General features: G+C 65.9%; 13 protein-coding genes. 2 read left to right on the top strand and 11 right to left on the bottom strand.

Annotated elements, in window-relative coordinates; all coding sequences use genetic code 11:
* Nucleotides 1-480: 480 nt before the first annotated feature.
* The 11 genes from EXV95_RS17635 to EXV95_RS17585 all read right to left on the bottom strand — a co-directional run bounded on the left by EXV95_RS17635 (nt 481) and on the right by EXV95_RS17585 (nt 14,696).
* Nucleotides 481-4,212 (bottom strand): molybdopterin cofactor-binding domain-containing protein, encoded by a 3,732-nt coding sequence (locus EXV95_RS17635; RefSeq protein ID WP_176887868.1) that lies wholly within the window; start codon nt 4,210-4,212, stop codon nt 481-483.
* Entirely contained in the window at nt 4,209-4,715 is a 507-nt protein-coding gene (locus EXV95_RS17630; RefSeq protein WP_176887867.1) for a (2Fe-2S)-binding protein, read from the bottom strand. The genes EXV95_RS17635 and EXV95_RS17630 overlap by 4 nt, the downstream gene beginning before the upstream one ends.
* A gap of 17 nt (nt 4,716-4,732) precedes the next feature.
* Nucleotides 4,733-5,908 (bottom strand): ABC transporter substrate-binding protein, encoded by a 1,176-nt coding sequence (locus tag EXV95_RS17625; protein WP_176887866.1) that lies wholly within the window; start codon nt 5,906-5,908, stop codon nt 4,733-4,735.
* Nucleotides 5,909-6,039: 131 nt separating this feature from the next.
* Entirely contained in the window at nt 6,040-6,783 is a 744-nt protein-coding gene (locus EXV95_RS17620; protein WP_176889093.1) for an ABC transporter ATP-binding protein, read from the bottom strand.
* Nucleotides 6,784-6,785: 2 nt separating this feature from the next.
* On the bottom strand, nt 6,786-7,571 hold the full coding sequence (locus tag EXV95_RS17615) for an ABC transporter ATP-binding protein (RefSeq protein ID WP_176887865.1): 786 nt from the start codon (nt 7,569-7,571) through the stop codon (nt 6,786-6,788).
* Nucleotides 7,568-9,475: an ABC transporter permease gene (locus EXV95_RS17610; RefSeq protein WP_176887864.1), complete on the bottom strand. Its 1,908-nt coding sequence runs from the start codon at nt 9,473-9,475 to the stop codon at nt 7,568-7,570. Before EXV95_RS17610 ends, EXV95_RS17615 begins: the two co-directional genes overlap by 4 nt.
* Nucleotides 9,476-9,590: 115 nt before the next feature.
* Nucleotides 9,591-10,799: an ABC transporter substrate-binding protein gene (locus EXV95_RS17605; protein ID WP_055398805.1), complete on the bottom strand. Its 1,209-nt coding sequence runs from the start codon at nt 10,797-10,799 to the stop codon at nt 9,591-9,593.
* 73 nt (nt 10,800-10,872) lie between these two features.
* Entirely contained in the window at nt 10,873-11,457 is a 585-nt protein-coding gene (locus tag EXV95_RS17600) for an amino acid synthesis family protein (protein ID WP_121421903.1), read from the bottom strand.
* 23 nt (nt 11,458-11,480) lie between these two features.
* Nucleotides 11,481-12,122 (bottom strand): amino acid synthesis family protein, encoded by a 642-nt coding sequence (locus EXV95_RS17595; RefSeq protein WP_176887863.1) that lies wholly within the window; start codon nt 12,120-12,122, stop codon nt 11,481-11,483.
* Nucleotides 12,123-12,143: 21 nt separating this feature from the next.
* Nucleotides 12,144-13,064, bottom strand: coding sequence for a UPF0280 family protein (locus EXV95_RS17590; protein WP_176887862.1), 921 nt, complete (start codon nt 13,062-13,064; stop codon nt 12,144-12,146).
* Between the two features lie 12 nt (nt 13,065-13,076).
* Nucleotides 13,077-14,696 carry a 6-hydroxynicotinate reductase gene (locus tag EXV95_RS17585; protein ID WP_176887861.1) on the bottom strand — a complete coding sequence of 540 codons (1,620 nt, stop codon included), beginning with the start codon at nt 14,694-14,696 and terminating at the stop codon, nt 13,077-13,079.
* A gap of 175 nt (nt 14,697-14,871) precedes the next feature.
* On the opposite strand from EXV95_RS17585, the gene fdxA reads away from it, so the two are divergent.
* On the top strand, nt 14,872-15,201 hold the full coding sequence (fdxA, locus tag EXV95_RS17580; RefSeq protein WP_056057161.1) for a ferredoxin FdxA: 330 nt from the start codon (nt 14,872-14,874) through the stop codon (nt 15,199-15,201).
* A 76-nt stretch (nt 15,202-15,277) separates the two neighbouring features.
* Nucleotides 15,278-16,054 (top strand): ferredoxin--NADP reductase, encoded by a 777-nt coding sequence (locus tag EXV95_RS17575; protein ID WP_121421901.1) that lies wholly within the window; start codon nt 15,278-15,280, stop codon nt 16,052-16,054.
* Nucleotides 16,055-16,089: the final 35 nt, after the last annotated feature.

Here is a 16,089-nt window from a genome sequence, read left to right as displayed (position 1 = left end):
CGCCCTCCAGAAGGTGCGACGTGGGGCTGGCAGCTGCCGACGCAGCCCCTCAACACACGGCCATCAACGCATCCACAACCCTTCGTTGGGCCGCGCTCAGTGCGGCATAGCCTTCGCGCATCATGCGCAGCACGATCACGTGGATTTCCATTTCGGCATTGAGCATGGTGTTCTCCTTGGAGGAAGTCTTCTTCGGCCACCGAGCAGGCGGGCCGAGGGATCACGGTGCATGTTGCAGGCCCGCAGACCCACCAGCACCCTGGCCTGCCCCACCATGGACCAGGCCCCATGCCACTGTGCCAACGTGGCACGGGGGCAATGCGGTGATGTGAGGGGAAATGGCGGCGCTGTTCATGTCCCACGGGGCCATCGATGGCCCACAGGCGCGGCAGTGCCAGGCCACCTTCAGCTTCAATCATTCCTTTTTTTATAGCTATCAGCGCTTATCCATCAAGCGCTAGCGGCCAAAAACACTAAAAATCAAGGATGCGCAGGCCCTGCCCGCACACGCGCCAGCGCCTCGGGCACATCGCGCCACGCCGGGCGTCCGGGGGCGTAGCGCTGGCGCATGTAGCCCGCCAGCTCGGTGATCTGCGCGTCGCTGAGCGCATGGCCGAAGCCGGGCATGAAGCCGATGTCGCGCGCGGCGGGCTCGCGGATGCCGTGCACGATGACCTGCAGCAGGTTGTCGGGCCGGTCGCTGTGCAGGTTGCTGTTGAGCGCCAGGGGCACGTTCACGCCCAGCAGCTTCGGGCCGTCGCCGTCGTGGTGGCAGGCTGCGCAGGCGCCGTCGAACAGGCGCTGGGCCTGGCCGGGTTGCGGGGCCAGCGCGGCGGCCTGGGCCACGGCGGTTTGGGCGCGCTGCTGCGGGTCGGCCGCTGGCTCAGCGGCGGTGAACGAGGCGAGGTAGCCTGCCATGGCGCGGATGTCGTCGTCGGGCAAATGCGCCAGCTCGCGCACCACGGGTGCCATGGGGCCGGAGGCACTGCCGTGCTGGGGGCTGTGGCCGTGGCGCAGGTAGCCATACAGCGCATCGGCCGTCCAGGGCACGGGCGCCTTCGACAGGCCGGTGAGCGCAGGCGCCTCCCAGCCATCGACCATGGCGCCAGACAGGAACGCGGCTCCGCCCAGTTCGGCCCCCAGCGCGTTGCGCGGCGTGTGGCAGGCGCCGCAGTGGCCCACGCCCTGCACCAGGTAGGCGCCCCGATTCCATTCGGGCGGTCGGGTCGGGTCGGGCTTGAACGGCGCGGCGTCGTGGAACAGCGCGTTCCAGCCCGCCATGAGGGGGCGCACGCTGAAGGGGAAGGTCAACTCGGTCTTGGGCACTTCGGCCCGCACCGCAGGCTGTGCCATCAGGTAGGCGTACAGCGCGGTCAGGTCGTCGTCGCTCATCTTGGCGAACGAGGTGTAGGGGAACGCGGGGTACAGGTGTTTGCCATCGCGCGAGATGCCTTCGCGCATGGCGCGCTGGAAGGCGCTGAAGGACCACTGGCCGATGCCGGTTTGTGCGTCGGGCGTGAGGTTGGTGGTGTAGACCTTGCCGAAGGGCGTGTCCATGGCGCGGCCACCCGTGTTGGGCGTGCCGCCAGGGGCGGTGTGGCACACCACGCAGTCACCCGCAGCGGCCAGCAGGCGGCCCCGCTCGATGGTGGCGGCGTTGTAGACCGAGGCACCCGCCGTCTGCACCACGGGCGCGATGGAGGGGCGCCAGCCCAGCAGTGCTGCGCCCATGGCGATGCCACCAGCGGCCAGTGCAAGGGCACGCGCCCAGGGGCTGCGTTTTGCGGGCCACGTGGCGCTGGCTGGTACGGCGGGTGCAGGAAGTTCCAGCGTGGGCAGCACCTCGGCTTGCTCGGGAGATGGGGTGCTGCCCGCAGCCGCTTGACCTGCACCGCCGGGCAAGGGGTTGAGCCCGGCACGCACCACCTCGGGCGTGAAGGGCGGTGCGCGAAAGCGCACACCCGTGGCGTCAAAGATCGCGTTGGCAATCGCCGCCGTGCCCGGCACCGAGGACGACTCACCCGAGCCCAGCGGCGCCTCGTCCTGCCGGGGCATGTGCATCACCTCGATGACCGGCACCTCGCGGAAGCTCAGGATGGGGTAGCTGCCCCATTCGCGGTTGTCCACGGCCTGCTTGACGGGCTCGAACGTCACCTGCTCCTTGAGCGCGCGGCTGGTGGTCTGCAGCACGTTGCCGTGCACCTGCTGCTCCACACCGGCGGGGTTCACCATCAGGCCCGCGTCGTGCCCCACGACCACGCGGCGCACATGCACCTCGCCGGTCCTTTTGTTGACCTCTACATCGGCCACCCAGGCGGCCCAGGCGGCGCCAAAGCCGGGCCACTTGCTGTGGATGTAGCGGGCATAGGCAAAGCCCTGGCCTTGCACCCAGTCACCATCCAGCTCGCGCTGCTGGGGGCCGGTACGGCGAATCCAGCCCGCCTTTTCAGCCGTGGCCTGCACCAGCTCGGCGGCGCGCGGATCGTTCAGCAACTGTAGGCGAAACTGCACCGGGTCCACACCCGCAGCAGTAGCCAGTTCGTCCACATACGACTCGTGCGCAAACGAGTTGGGCAGGGCCGACACGCCCCGCAACCACGATGCGCGCACGATGGGCGGCATGTCGTTGACGGCCACGCGCAGGTTGTCGTAATGGTAGGGCGGGCGCGCCGTGCGGTCGCCCATCTCGTAGGCCTGGGCCACGGGCTCAATGGTGCGGGTGAGCAGCAGGGCCAGCGTGGGCGCGCCGTTGGAGGGGTAGGACGTTTCGAAGTCATACGCCGCCACGGTGCCATCGGCCTTGAGCCCGCCGCGCACCTGCATGAGCTGGGCCGTGCCCTTGGGCTCCCACAAATGCTCCTGCTCGCGCGTGAGCTGCACGCGCACCGGGGCGCCCACGGCGCGCGAGAGCAGTGCGGCATCGGCCGCTACATCGTCGGCACCGTTGCGGCCATAGCAGCCTGCGGCCTCCATGCGGATGAGGTCGATGTCCACATCGGCCAGCCCCATCAGGCGGGCCAGGTCGGCGCGCAGCACATGGGGGTTCTGCGTGCCAGCCCACACCGTCATGCGCGGGCGGACCGTGCTGTCATCGCTGCGCCATTCGGCCACCGCGCACGATGGGCCGATGGAGCCGTGCATCTGGTACGGCCACACATAGGTGCGCGGCATGGGCTGGCCGTTGGCAGACAGCGCGGCCAGGGCGCCCTCCACATCGCCCTCGTCCACCAGGCGGCGCTGCGTGGCGGGGTTGGCGCGGATGGCTTGTTCCAGCGCTTCGGTGCTGTCCTGGCGCGGGAAGCCGGGCCAGTCCTTCCAGCGCACTTTCAGCTCGCGCAGGGCCTGCTCTGCCTGTTCCTCGCGCTCGGCGACGATGCCCACAAAGTCGCGGATCACCACCACGGCGCGGATGCCGGGGATGTGGGCGATGGACTGCTGGTCTACCGATTCGAGCGTGTTCCCGATGAAGTCGCCATGGTCGGCACCTGCATACGGCGGGCGCACCACGCGGCCGTGCAGCATGCCGGGCACACGCATGTCGTGCACAAACACCAGCTCGCCGCTGACCTTGGCGGGGATGTCCACGCGCGGCACGGACTGGCCGACCACGGTGTAGTCGGCGGCGGCCTTGGTGGGCGTGGCATCCACCAGCTCCAGCGTGGTGTGCGCGCCCGCCAGCAGCGCGCCGTAGGCCAGTTGGCGCGACGGGTCTGCAGTGACCTGCACCACACCCGCACGCACTTGCAGTGCCTCCACCGGCGCGCCCAGCCGCTCTGCGGCCTGCGCCACCAGCCAATGGCGGGCCTGCGCGGCGGCGGTGCGCAAAGGCTTGGCGTGGATCTGGATGGACGCGCTCGCGATGGTGGCGCCCTGGTTGGGCGCGCGTGTGGTGTCGCCCAGCACCATGTTCACCTGCGCCAGCGGCACATCCAGCTCTTCGGCCACGATCTGCGCCAGCGCGGTGCGGATGCCAGTGCCCAGGTCCACATGGCCGTTGAGTGCGGTCACGCTGCCGTCGTCCCACACGGCAATCAAAATCTCTACTCCCTCGGCCGGGTTGCCCGCTACCAGCGCGGGCTGACCTTTGACCGGCGGCGGCGCAGGCGGTGGGTTGCGCACCACCAGCAGCACGCCCTGGGAAGCGTGGAAGTCGGCGCGGGTGAGCGGGCTGTGGGCGCGCAGGGGTGCGGCGTTGTCAGGTGTGGCGCTCATGCCTGGGCCTCGCGCATCAGCACCGCCGCACGCAGCACGGCGCGGATGATTTCGACATGCGTGCCGCAGCGGCACAGGTTGCCCGACAGCTCGCGGCGCACGGCGGCTTCGTCGGGGTCTGGGTTGCGCTCCAGCAAGGCCACGGCCATCATCACCATGCCGTTGAGGCAGTAGCCGCACTGCGCGGCCTGCTCATCCACAAAGGCTTGCTGCACCGGGTGAAGCCCCTCGGTACTGCGGCAGCGCGCTGGCAGCCCCTCCAGCGTGGTCACCTCGCGGCCCGCCACGCCCTGCGCCGGGATCACGCAAGCCCGCGCGGCAATCCCGTCCACCAGCACCGTGCACGCGCCGCACTGCCCCAGGCCACAGCCGTATTTGGGGCCGTTGAGCGACAGGTCATTGCGCAGCACATGCAGCAGCGTGGCGTGGGTCGAGGTACTTGCTGGCAAGCCACAAGGCTGGCCGTTGACGACCATGGTGTGAAGCGAAGCGGGCGCGTGCATGTCTCTTTGGGGTGCCCTCAGCGCCGCAGACTGCCGGTGCGCGTGTACATCTCCAGATCCACAAAGTTGGAGCCATTGTGGTTGCCCGGGCCGTACTGCAGCGGAAAGTCACCGATCTTGGTGGTGCCCATGTCTTCCATGGCCTTGATGAAGCCTTCGCGCGTGAGCGCTTTGCCCGCGCGCTTGAGACCCTCCACAAACACGCGGGCGGCAATGTAGCCCTCCAGCATGGTGTAGCTGTCGATCTTCTCGCCCGCGTCAACGCGGTCCTTGCGGTAGTCCGCCACGATGGGCAGGCGGCTGGCTTGCGGCGAGGGCACGATGCTGGCCGTGACCAGCCCTTCGATGCCGCCGTTCAAGCGCTGCGCGGAGCCCGGCGCATCGGTGATGCCCACCGATATCGTGTACAGCGGCGAGGCGCCGCCCCCCGCACGGTAGTCGCGCAGGAACACCTCCACCATCTTGCCCGCCATGATCATCACCACCGCACCAGGCTGCGCCTTGGTGAGCGAGGCCACCTGGGCCTTGGCGTCGGTGGCGGCGATCTCCATGGGCACGGACTCCACCACCTTGACCTTGAGCCCCTGTGCAATCTGCAGGCAGGTGTCGAGGTTGGATTTGCCAAATGCGCTGTTCTGGTAGATGACCGCAATGTTGTGGATGCCCAGCGTGGCCAGGTGCCCCACGATCTTGCGCAGTTCAGCCTCGTAGCTGGCGCGCACGTGGAACAGGTAGCGGTTGTGGTTGGTGCGAAACGATGTGGTGCCGACCAGCGGGGCAAACATGGGCACACCGGCCTTCTCGGCAATGGGCATGGCAGCAATCAGGTTGCCCGTGGCGACATAGCCGATGAGAGCAAACACCTTGTCTTCGTCGATGAGGCGCGTGGTGTTCTCTGCGGTCTTCTTGGGGTCGTAGGCGTCGTCATGGGAGACAAGCTCCAGCGTGCGCCCCAACACTCCACCGGTCTTGTTGACCTTGTCGAAGTAGAGCGCAATGCCCGCCTTGTAGTCCACCCCAAAATCCTTGGCAGGGCCGGTGAACACGGCCGACTGCCCCACCTTGATGCGGGTGTCCGTCACTCCGGTCTCGGCAGCGGCCGGCCCCGCCCAGGCCCATCCCGCTGTTGCCACCAGCCCCGCCATGGCAGTCCGGCGGTCGATGCATCCATCCTCCACTCCTCGACACTTCATGTAGTGCTCCTTACATCAAAGGCGCCAGTTTCGGGGCTTGTGCTCGCATCGCGCAAGTGTTTGAAGAGGTGTTTTTTGTAACCAACAGCACCCGTGTGCGGCGCACCACATCGCACGGCTGCGCAGGTGCATCACACGCTCAGGTAAGCGCGCCGCACCTCTTCGTTGGCGGCCAGCTCTTCCATGCTGGCCTGGTAGCGGATCTGGCCCTTTTCGAGCACATAGGCGCGGTCGGACACCAGCTCGGCAAAGTGCATGTTCTGCTCGGACAACAGGATGCTCACGCCCTGCTCTTTCAGCTCCAGGATCATGTGCGCCATCTGCTCCACGATGACAGGGGCCACACCTTCAGACGGCTCGTCCAGCAGCACCAGGTAGGGGTTGCCCATGAGCGTGCGCGCCACGGTGAGCATCTGCTGCTCGCCACCGCTCATGCGGCCGCCGGGGCGCTGGGGCATCTCGCCCAGGTTGGGGAAGAGCTTGAACAGGCGCTCTGGCGTCCACACAGGCGCAGCGGTGCCATCGGGCCAGGTGCGGGCGGGCTGGCGGCCTACCTCCAGGTTCTCCATCACCGTGAGGTCGGTGAACACGCGGCGGTCTTCGGGCACAAAGCCCAGGCCCAGGCGCGCGGCATCGTGCGGGTCGCTTTTGGAGATGTCCTTGCCCATGAACTGGATCTGGCCCTTGCGTTTGGCCAGCATGCCCATCAGCGTCTTGAGCGTGGTGGACTTGCCTGCGCCGTTGCGGCCCATCAGGGCCACGACTTCGCCCCGGCGCACGTCCAGGTCCACGTCATACAGGATTTGCGCCGCACCATACCAGGCCTGCAGCCCTTTGGCCTGCAGCAGCAGCTCTTTGGGTTCGTTGGTCGTCATGCTCATGCGGCCTCTGCAGCAGCGGCTGCCGTTTTTTTCTCGAAGGTCTTGCCGGTGCCGAAGTACACCTCCTGCACCTTGGGGTGGTCACGCAGCTCCAGCGGCTTGCCCTCGGCAATGAGGCGCCCGCGCGCCAGCACGATCATGCGGTCGGCATAGGCAAACACCACGTCCATGCTGTGCTCGGTGAAGAGCACGGCCATGTTGCGGTCGATCACCAGTTGCTTGGTGAGCGCCATGAGTTCGTTGCGCTCCTTGGGCGCCATGCCGGCGGTGGGCTCGTCCATGAGCAGCAGCTTGGGGCTGTTGGCCATCGCGATGGCCAGCTCCACGCGCTTCACATCGCCATAGGCCAGCACGCTGCAGGGGCGGTCGGCCTGCGACTTCATACCCACCTGGTCCAGCAGCGCCAGGGCCTCGTCGCGCTTGTGGTCTGCCGCCTTGCGCCACATCGCAAACAGGCGGTTGTCGTTGGAGATCAGTGCCATCTGCACGTTCTCCACCACCGTGAGCGATGCAAAGGTTTCAGCGATCTGAAAAGTGCGACCCACACCCATGCGCCAGATGTCGCGCGGCTTGCGGCCCACCAGCTCCTGGCCATTGAGCTGGATGGAGCCTGCATCGGCAGGCAGCTGGCCGTTGACCATGTTGAAGGTGGTGGACTTGCCCGCGCCGTTGGGGCCGATCAGCGCCAGCAGCTCGCCGGCAGCCAGCTCGAAGTGGATGCCATCCACTGCCTTCACGCCGCCAAAGGACTTGCCCAGGCCAGAGACTTTGAGCAGGCTCATGCCGTGCCCTCCTTCATGTTCTTGGCTTCGCGCTTGTTGTCGAAGATCTGCTTGATGGCCCCCGCAATACCCTGCGGGAACAGCAGCACCAGGATCAGGATGATGGCGCCCAGCATGGCGCGCCAGTAGTCGGTGTTGCGCGCCACGGTGTCGTGCAGCCAGGTGAAGGTAACCGCGCCCACTACAGGGCCCGCCAGCGTCTGGATGCCGCCGAGCAGCACCATGACGAGGCCATCGACCGAGCGGCCCACATGCAGCGTCTCGGGCGAGATGCTGCCTTTGGAGAACGCGAACAGCGCACCGCCCAGGCCCGCAAACAGCCCTGCGATCACGAAAGCCGTCCACTGCATGCGCTTGACGTCAATGCCGATCGCATCGGCCCGGAGCACGGAATCCCGCCCAGCCCGCAACGCATAGCCAAACGGCGAGAACAATACGCGGCGCAACAGCAGCACACCACCCACCACCAGGGCCAGCGTGAGGTAGTAGTAGTTGCGCTTGTCTGAAAGCCACTCAGCCGGCCACACGCCCGTGAGGCCGTTGCTGCCGCCTGTGAAGCCGTCCCACTGGTAGCAGATGGCCCAGGTGATCTGGGCAAACGCCAGCGTCAGCATGGCCAGGTAGACGCCCGACAGGCGCACGCAGAACCAGCCGTAGAGCAGCGCGCCCGCTGCCGCCGCCAGCGGCGCCAACACCAGCGCCAGCTCCATGGGGATACCCGCCGAGCGCACCAGCAGCGCTGCGGCATAGGCGCCCAGGCCAAAGTACGCGGCATGGCCGAACGAATGCATGCCTGCCGGGCCCATGATGAAGTGCAGGCTGGCCGCAAACAGCGCGGCAATCAGCAGGTCGATCATCAGCACCGTGAGGTATGGCGAGCCCGTCGTCAGCAACGGCAACAGCACCAGCGCAACCACCAACGCCGCGCCACCCAGCTTGAACCAGCGCTCGGGCTGGCGCAGGGGCGCCTCGGGCAGGCCGGTGTTACGGCTCACGCCCTGCGGCTTGCCCATGAGGCCCCAGGGGCGCCAGACCAGCACCACGGCCATCACCAGAAACTCCACCACCAGCGTGAGCTTGGAGAACGACACGCTGAAACCGAAGATGTCCACCACGCCCAGCCAGATGCAGATGGCCTTGATTTCGGCGATCAACAGGGCCGCGACATAGGCGCCCGGAATGGAGCCCATGCCCCCCACCACGACCACCACAAACGCTGCGCCGATGGTGTTGAGGTCCATCTCCAGCGTGGCGGGTTCTCGCGGCAGCTGCAACGCACCGCCCAGGCCCGCCAGCAGCGCGCCCAGGGCAAACACCGCCGTGAACAGCCAGGCCTGGTTCACGCCCAGGGCACTGACCATTTCCCGGTCTTGCGTAGCAGCGCGCACCAGAGTGCCCCAGCGTGTGCGGGTGAGCAGCAGCCACAACAGGCCCAGCACCACCGGGCCTACGACGATCAGAAACAGGTCATACGAAGGGAACTGCCGCCCCAGGATGTTGACCGAACCCGACAGCCCCGGCGCGCGCGGGCCCAGCAGTTCTTCTGGCCCCCAGAACCACAGCGCAGCGTCCTTGATGACCAGCACCAGCGCAAAGGTGGCCAGCAGCTGGAACAGCTCGGGCGCCTTGTAGATGCGGCGCAGCAGCACCACCTCCACCAAAGCGCCCAGCGCCCCCACCACCAGCGCCGCCAGCAGCAGCGCGGGCCAGAAGCCCAGGCCGGTGCCCAGCTTGGCCACCAGCGAATAGGCCACATAGATGCCGACCATGAAGAACGAGCCATGCGCAAAGTTGACGATGCGCGTGACGCCGAAGATCAGCGACAGCCCGGCGCCCACCAGGAACAGCGAGGAGGCCCCCGCCAGTCCGTTGAGCAGCTGAACGATAAAACTCGAAAAACTCATTCCACATCCTTCGGGGTCACGGCAAGGTCCATCCCTGCAGGTCGGCGCCTGCGCTATGGTTCAGAGATCAGGGGCATTTGGCGGGGAGGGAGCCCTCCCCGGCCGTGCGCGGCCGTCAGTCGGCGGGGCGCATTTTCTTGACTTCGTCGTTCGAGGGCTGGACTTTGCTGCCATCCACATAGCGGTAGTCCACCATCACACCCTTGCCGCCTTCGTTCTTGGTGCGGCCCACATAGCCGCCCATCGTGGACTGGTTGTCCTCGGGGCGGTAGGTGATGCGGCCAAACGGCGTGGGCACCTGCAAGCCCTTGAACGCTGCCACGAGTTTTTCTGTGTCGGTGGAGCCGGCCTTCTTCATGCCTTCGGCCAGCGACTTGATGGCGCTGTAGCCCACGATGGAGCCCAGGCGCGGGTAGTCATTGAACTTGGCCTGGTAGGCAGTCTGAAAGGCCTTGTGCTCAGGCGTCTGGATGCCGTACCAGGGGTAGCCGGTGACGATCCAGCCGTTCGGCGCTTCGTCCTTGAGCGGGTCCATGTATTCGGGCTCGCCCGTCAGCAGGCTGACCACTTCACGGCCCTGGAACAGGCCACGCGTGTTGCCTTCGCGCACAAACTTGGACAGGTCGGCACCGAACAGCACGTTGAAGATCGCATCCGGCTTGGCGTCGGCCAGGGCCTGCACCACGCTACCCGAATCGACCTTGCCCAACGGGGGCGCCTGCTCGGCCACAAACTCCACATCGGGCTGGGCCGCCTTGAGCAGCTGCTTGAACGTGGCCACGGCCGACTGGCCATACTCGTAGTTGGGGTACACCAGCGCCCAGCGCTTTTTCTTGAGGGCCGCTGCCTCGGGCACCATCATCGACACCTGCATGTAGGTGGAGGGACGCAGGCGGTAGGTATAGCGGTTGCCGTTTTGCCAGACGATCTTGTCGGTCAGTGGCTCACCGGCCAGGAAGAAGAATTTCTTTTGCTTGGCAAAGTCGGTCAGCGCCAGCCCGATGTGCGAGAGGAACGAGCCCGTGAGCACATCGACCTTTTCGCGCGACACCAGTTCTTCGGCAGCGCGCACGGCGTCGCCAGGGTTGGCGTTGTCGTCGCGGATGATGAGCTGGACCTTCTTGCCCAGCACCCCACCCGATGCGTTGATCTCATCGACCGCCAGCTCCATGCCTTTCTTGTAGGGCTCCAGGAAGGCGGGTTGCGCCTTGTAGCTGTTGATCTCGCCAATCTTGATGACATCCTGGGCGTGCACCACAGGGGCCAGCGTGAATGCCAGCGCGGCTGCGGCCGTGGCACGCATGAGGTTTCGTCGCATCGTCATGGGGAAACTCCTGAAAGGTGGGTTGGGGAAGGGGAACTGGTGAGACTGCTCGGGATGGTAGTGCGCGCTCAGATCAGCGCAGTCCATCCTCGCCTTTGATTTCGGAGGCCTGAAGGCCGCCAATGCGTGCCAGCGGACGGCCGCTGTCGGTCACGACGATAGCGACCACGATTTCGTTGGCGCGGGGGGCGTCGGCCACGCGGGCCTCCATGGCGTCGAAGTGGCTGCGCACATAGGCGGCATCCTTGTGACCCAGGGGCACGTCGATGGCGGTGCCCAGGCCGCCGATCTTCTTGCTGGACGGCACCAGGGCTGCGCCTTTCTCGACCGCCACACGCAGTGGCGCCCCCAGCTTGGGGTGCAGGATGGCGGCGGCATGTTCCAGCTCGCCCGCCTCGCCCACGATGGCGGCCTTGCCGTAGCTCTGTGCCTGGCCAGGTTCAATGCCCAGGGCTGCGACGCAACGGGCACCCAGCAGTGCGCCCAACTCTTCACCGATGGCCACGAGTTCGTCGAGGTTCTCGACATAGCGGCCCGCGCAGGGGTTCTCGATGACGGCCATGGCCAGGGCCTTGCGCACAGGCGGCTGTACGTCGCGCCCCATCTCCACGCGGACTTCGTCGGTTTGAACAATGATCTTGCGGATCTTGGCGGACATGTGGGTATCTCCTTGGGTTTGGATCAGCGCAGGCCGTTCCACTGGCTGATGTCTGCGGCCTTGAGGCCTCCAACGCGTGCATGGATGCGAGCGCCGGTGGACATGGCCAGGATGAAGACGATTTCATCCGATGTGGGTGCGCCGGGCACCCGCACTTCGATGGCATCGAAATGGCTGCGCACGTAGCTCGCGTTGATGTGGGTGAGCGGCACATCCAGCGCCGCGCCGGGGCCACCCACCTTCTTGGTGGAAGGCACGATAGACAGTGCATTGGCGGGTTGCCCGGTCTTCTCTTCGGCCAGGCCTTTGGCGTAGGCGTTGCGGTCACCCTTCCAGCCCAGCAGCTCGCGCATGGCATAACCACCGGGCACATGCCACAGCGCGCCGTGCTCCAGCTCGCCAGCTGCCCCCACGATGGCGCCCTTGCCGTAAGTCTCGATGCGCTCGGCGGGCAGAGCCATGGCCTTGAGCAGGCGCTGGGCCATGTCCAGCCCCACGTCCTGCAGGGCATCCATCATGGGCAAGATGTCGGGTTCGTACCGGCCCGCAAACGGGTTGGTCAGCACCGCGCCGATGGCACCACGCAGCAGCGGCACCTCAGCCACCGGCCCGAATTCGTGCCGGATTTCCTCAAGATGGGTGAAAACGCGTCGTATCTGGATCATTTTGGAGACCTGTGCAATTCGTTAAGCAAATACTGAACCAACTTCCGATTTCATCACCGCTTGTGGGGGCCACACAGCACCGGCCAGGGCTTGCGGTGCTGCGGTCGCCAGAAACTGCCCCTGGCACGCCAGCAGCGCAAACCACAGCAGGCCGCTGGACTGCAATTCTTGCGCTTTTTGCAACCCCTGCTGCAAAGCCCGGCGAACCTGCTCTTCGGGCAAGTCAGGCACCTCCACGGTGACAGGAATGGCACCCAGGTCACTGTCGTCCCGCACCAGCCACGCGGGCATGCGACCAATGCGCGCGTCCTGCACATTGACCGCATTGGCCACAATGGTCGCTGCCGCATCGGCCTGCGCGGCCGTGCGCGCCAGCACCGTGACGCTGTCCGCAATGCCCAGCGACTGGCTGCGCCCGCGCCACCCACTGGTGGCCACACCGCGCACCGGCATGGCGCTGTCGATGCGGATCTGCCCATCCAGCACCAAGCCGTTGCGCAACTGTGCAGCATTCAGTGCGGCGATATCAGCGTACACCCCCACCGTGACCGACCGGCCCGGCGCCAGGTGCAACGCAATGTCGCCCCCATTGTTGACCCAGGCGCGGTCTATGCCCTGCTGGTCGTAGCACGCCAGAATTTCCTGGGCCACCGCACCCGCCACCGCAGCCATCGACGTGATGAAGCCTGCGCGGTAGGGACTGCAGGCGGCCCACATGCGGCGCGCCACCACGCCCTGCAACGTGCAGTGCGCACCCACCGGCGCCCGCAGGCCGGGGAGTTCACTCACCAGCTCCTGCAGCAGCCCTTCAAAACGTTGCCAGGCGCGCTCGTGCGCGTGGGTAACGGCGTCGCGCGCCCCTTCGGCCTGAAGGATGAGGTCCATCGGGCCATGCTGCAAGTGCCAGCGGCCGTCGGAAAGGAGTTTGCGGCAAGCGTTCACAGCGCGGCTCACTCAGCCTAGCAGGGGTGGGCGGCCCAGCGGCCACGGATTGGCCGCGGGCAAGGTCTGCCACACGCGCGCCTGCGGTGCACCGTCGTTGTGCCACGCACCGCGCTCAAGCACTTCGCGCAGGCTGCGAATTTGTTCGGTGTGCCCGCCCAGCGCTTCGTAGTCCGCACGGCGCATGCTGAACTCGATGGGTGCCACGATGGCGGGCGTGGGCACAGTGCCAAAGCTGTTGTCCGGCATGCGCAGCACGTCGGCCATCACGGTGATACCGCCGCCCGGCCACACATAGGCGGGGGCACCGCCACAGGTCACATTGACGAGCGCGTTCTTGATGGAGCGCGTGAGCAGCACCGGGTTTTCGGTGACCCCCGCGCGCAGGCTGCCGCCTGCACCACCGAGGAACAGCACAGACGCCAGCGAGGGCTCGCAGTTTTCGCCGATGCGGTCCACGATGCGGCGCACCTCGACGGGCATCTCGGCTTCCACCGGATTCAGTTGCTCATCCAGCACGTACCAGGATGCATGCTCTCCCGTGGTGGAGGTCATCAAGAGGCGCAACCCCGGCCAGGCGACGGATTCGTCCCAGCCCTCAATGATGGACAGCGGGTCGGCAATGTCGGTGCCACCCCAGCCGGTGCCCGGGTTCGCCACCTGAAAATAGCGGCCCGGCGTGGACTTGCGCCCGCGCATCTGGATGCCCGAGGGCTTCATGTCCAGACAGCGACCCGCCTGATGCTCGGTGAGCACGCCCGTAATGTGGTCGTCCACCACCACCACCTCGTCGGCATGGCCGAAGAACTGGCGCGCAAAGATGCCAATCGCTGCCGAACCGCAGCCCACGCGCATGCGCTGCTCGGCCACACCGTTGACGATGGGTGCGCGCCCGGCCTGGATCACGAGCTGCGAGCCGCCGTCGATGGTGAACTCCACGGCCTGCTTGTTGCCCAGCGCCTGCATCATCTCAGCGGTGATGCGGCCTTCCTTCTTGGTGCCACCCGTGAGGTGGTGCACGCCGCCGAGCGACAGCATCTGTGAGCCGTATTCCGCCGTGGTCACGTGGCCCACCACCTCGCCCTTGCAACGCACGTTGGCCTGCTCGGAGCCGAGGAAGCGATCGGTGTCGATCTTCACCTTGAAGCTGCAGTAGCTGAAGATGCCCTCAGTGACCACGGTGACCATGTCCACGCCATCGGTCTGGGAACCCACGATGAAGGGCGCCGGCTTGTAGTCGGGGTAGGTGGTGGATGAGCCCACGCCCGTCACGAACACCTCTTCAGACAGCAGCAGATCGCCGTTCCATGTGGGTGCTGGAGCCACTGCGGTCTCAGCGTCTTCTGCAGCCGGGGCGCGGCCCGCAAACGGCACCAGTGTGGCCTCGCCCGTTTCCAGCGTCTTGCGCAGCAACACCACCGGATCAAGCCGCACGAGCACACCCGCCTGGTTGGCGTAACGGTCGCAAGCACCTGCGCGGCCTTCGGAAATCTGGCACAGCACCGGGCACGCATTGCACTCGACCTTGGCAGCGTTCATGCGCTCGTTGCGGGGCCGGGCGCGCTCGAGCACCTGCGGCAGATCTGGCGCATCCATGCCCGGCAGCCCATCGGTCTTGGTGTGTTCAGTCATCGTGGCAACCCATTCATTGCTTTGTTGCAAGTGCTTGTATGCGCTTTGCATTTTGTGTAGCATTCACTTAACTTAAATGTTGTGAACACTACATTTGATGTCAATGTAGCGGAATCAACCAGACTCTGCAATGGTGTTTTCGCACCCCCAAAAACGGTGCACGAGGAGCCCCAAAATGACGCACGTTGTGACGGACGCATGCATTCGGTGCAAGTACACCGACTGCGTTGATGTGTGCCCCGTGGATTGCTTCAAGGAAGGGCCGGAATACCTCGTCATTGACCCGGACGAATGCATCGACTGCGCGGTGTGCATTCCGGAGTGCCCGGCCAACGCCATCTATGCCGAAGACGACCTGCCCGAGGGCATGGAAATCTTCCTGCAGTTCAACAAAAAGCTGGCGCCCACGCTGCCCACAATCACCAAAAGAAAAGCGGCTTTGCCAGATGCGGAACAATGGAGGGTTGTGAGCCACAAGCTTTCAGGCCTGAACATTGCGCTGTAGAGCGCTTGGGGCCCTGAATCTGAGCCAGCTTCAGCCAGATTTCTTATTTGTTTCCAACTTTTCCATCTAACGCACCATGAGCGCCTTTCTTGACGAACGCGTCCTGACGGTCCACCACTGGACGGACCGCCTTTTCTCCTTCACCACCACGCGCGACACCGCGCTGCGCTTTTCCAACGGGCATTTCACGATGATTGGCCTGCGTGGCGAAAACGGCAAACCCCTGCTGCGCGCCTACAGCATCGTGAGCCCCAACTACGAAGAGCACCTGGAGTTCCTCTCCATCAAGGTGCCCGACGGCCCGCTGACCTCGCGCCTGCAGCACATCAAGGTGGGCGACACCATCGTGGTCGGCAAAAAGCCCACGGGCACCCTGCTGATCGACTACCTGCTGCCCGCCAAGCGCCTGTACATGCTGTCCACCGGCACGGGCGTGGCCCCGTTCCTGAGCCTGATCCGCGACCCGGAGACTTATGAGAAATTCGAGGAAGTCATCCTGGTGCACGGCGTGCGCGAGGTGAAGGAGCTGGCCTACCACGACTACATCACGCAGGAGCTGCCGCAGCACGAGTTCCTGGGCGAGATGGTCACCAAGCAGCTCAAGTACTACCCCACCGTGACGCGCGAGCCCTTCAAGCACCAGGGCCGTGTGACCACCGTGATCGAAAACGGCCAGATGGCCCGCGACCTGGGCCTGCCCGCGCTCAACCCCGTGGAAGACCGCGTGATGATCTGCGGCAGCCCCGAAATGCTGCGCGACCTCAAGCACATGATGGAAGAGCGTGGCTTCAAGGAAGGCAACACCACGAAGCCTGGCGACTTCGTGATCGAACGCGCGTTCGCAGAGCAGTGATCCCCCGGCGGCCCCCGCACCGGGGGCCCGCCTCA

It is taken from the genome of Acidovorax sp. JMULE5 (genome assembly GCF_013376875.1).
In the GTDB taxonomy this organism is placed as follows: domain Bacteria; phylum Pseudomonadota; class Gammaproteobacteria; order Burkholderiales; family Burkholderiaceae_C; genus Acidovorax; species Acidovorax facilis.
Note: the sequence above shows the minus strand (reverse complement) of the source record. Positions and strands in the feature narration are given on the sequence as shown.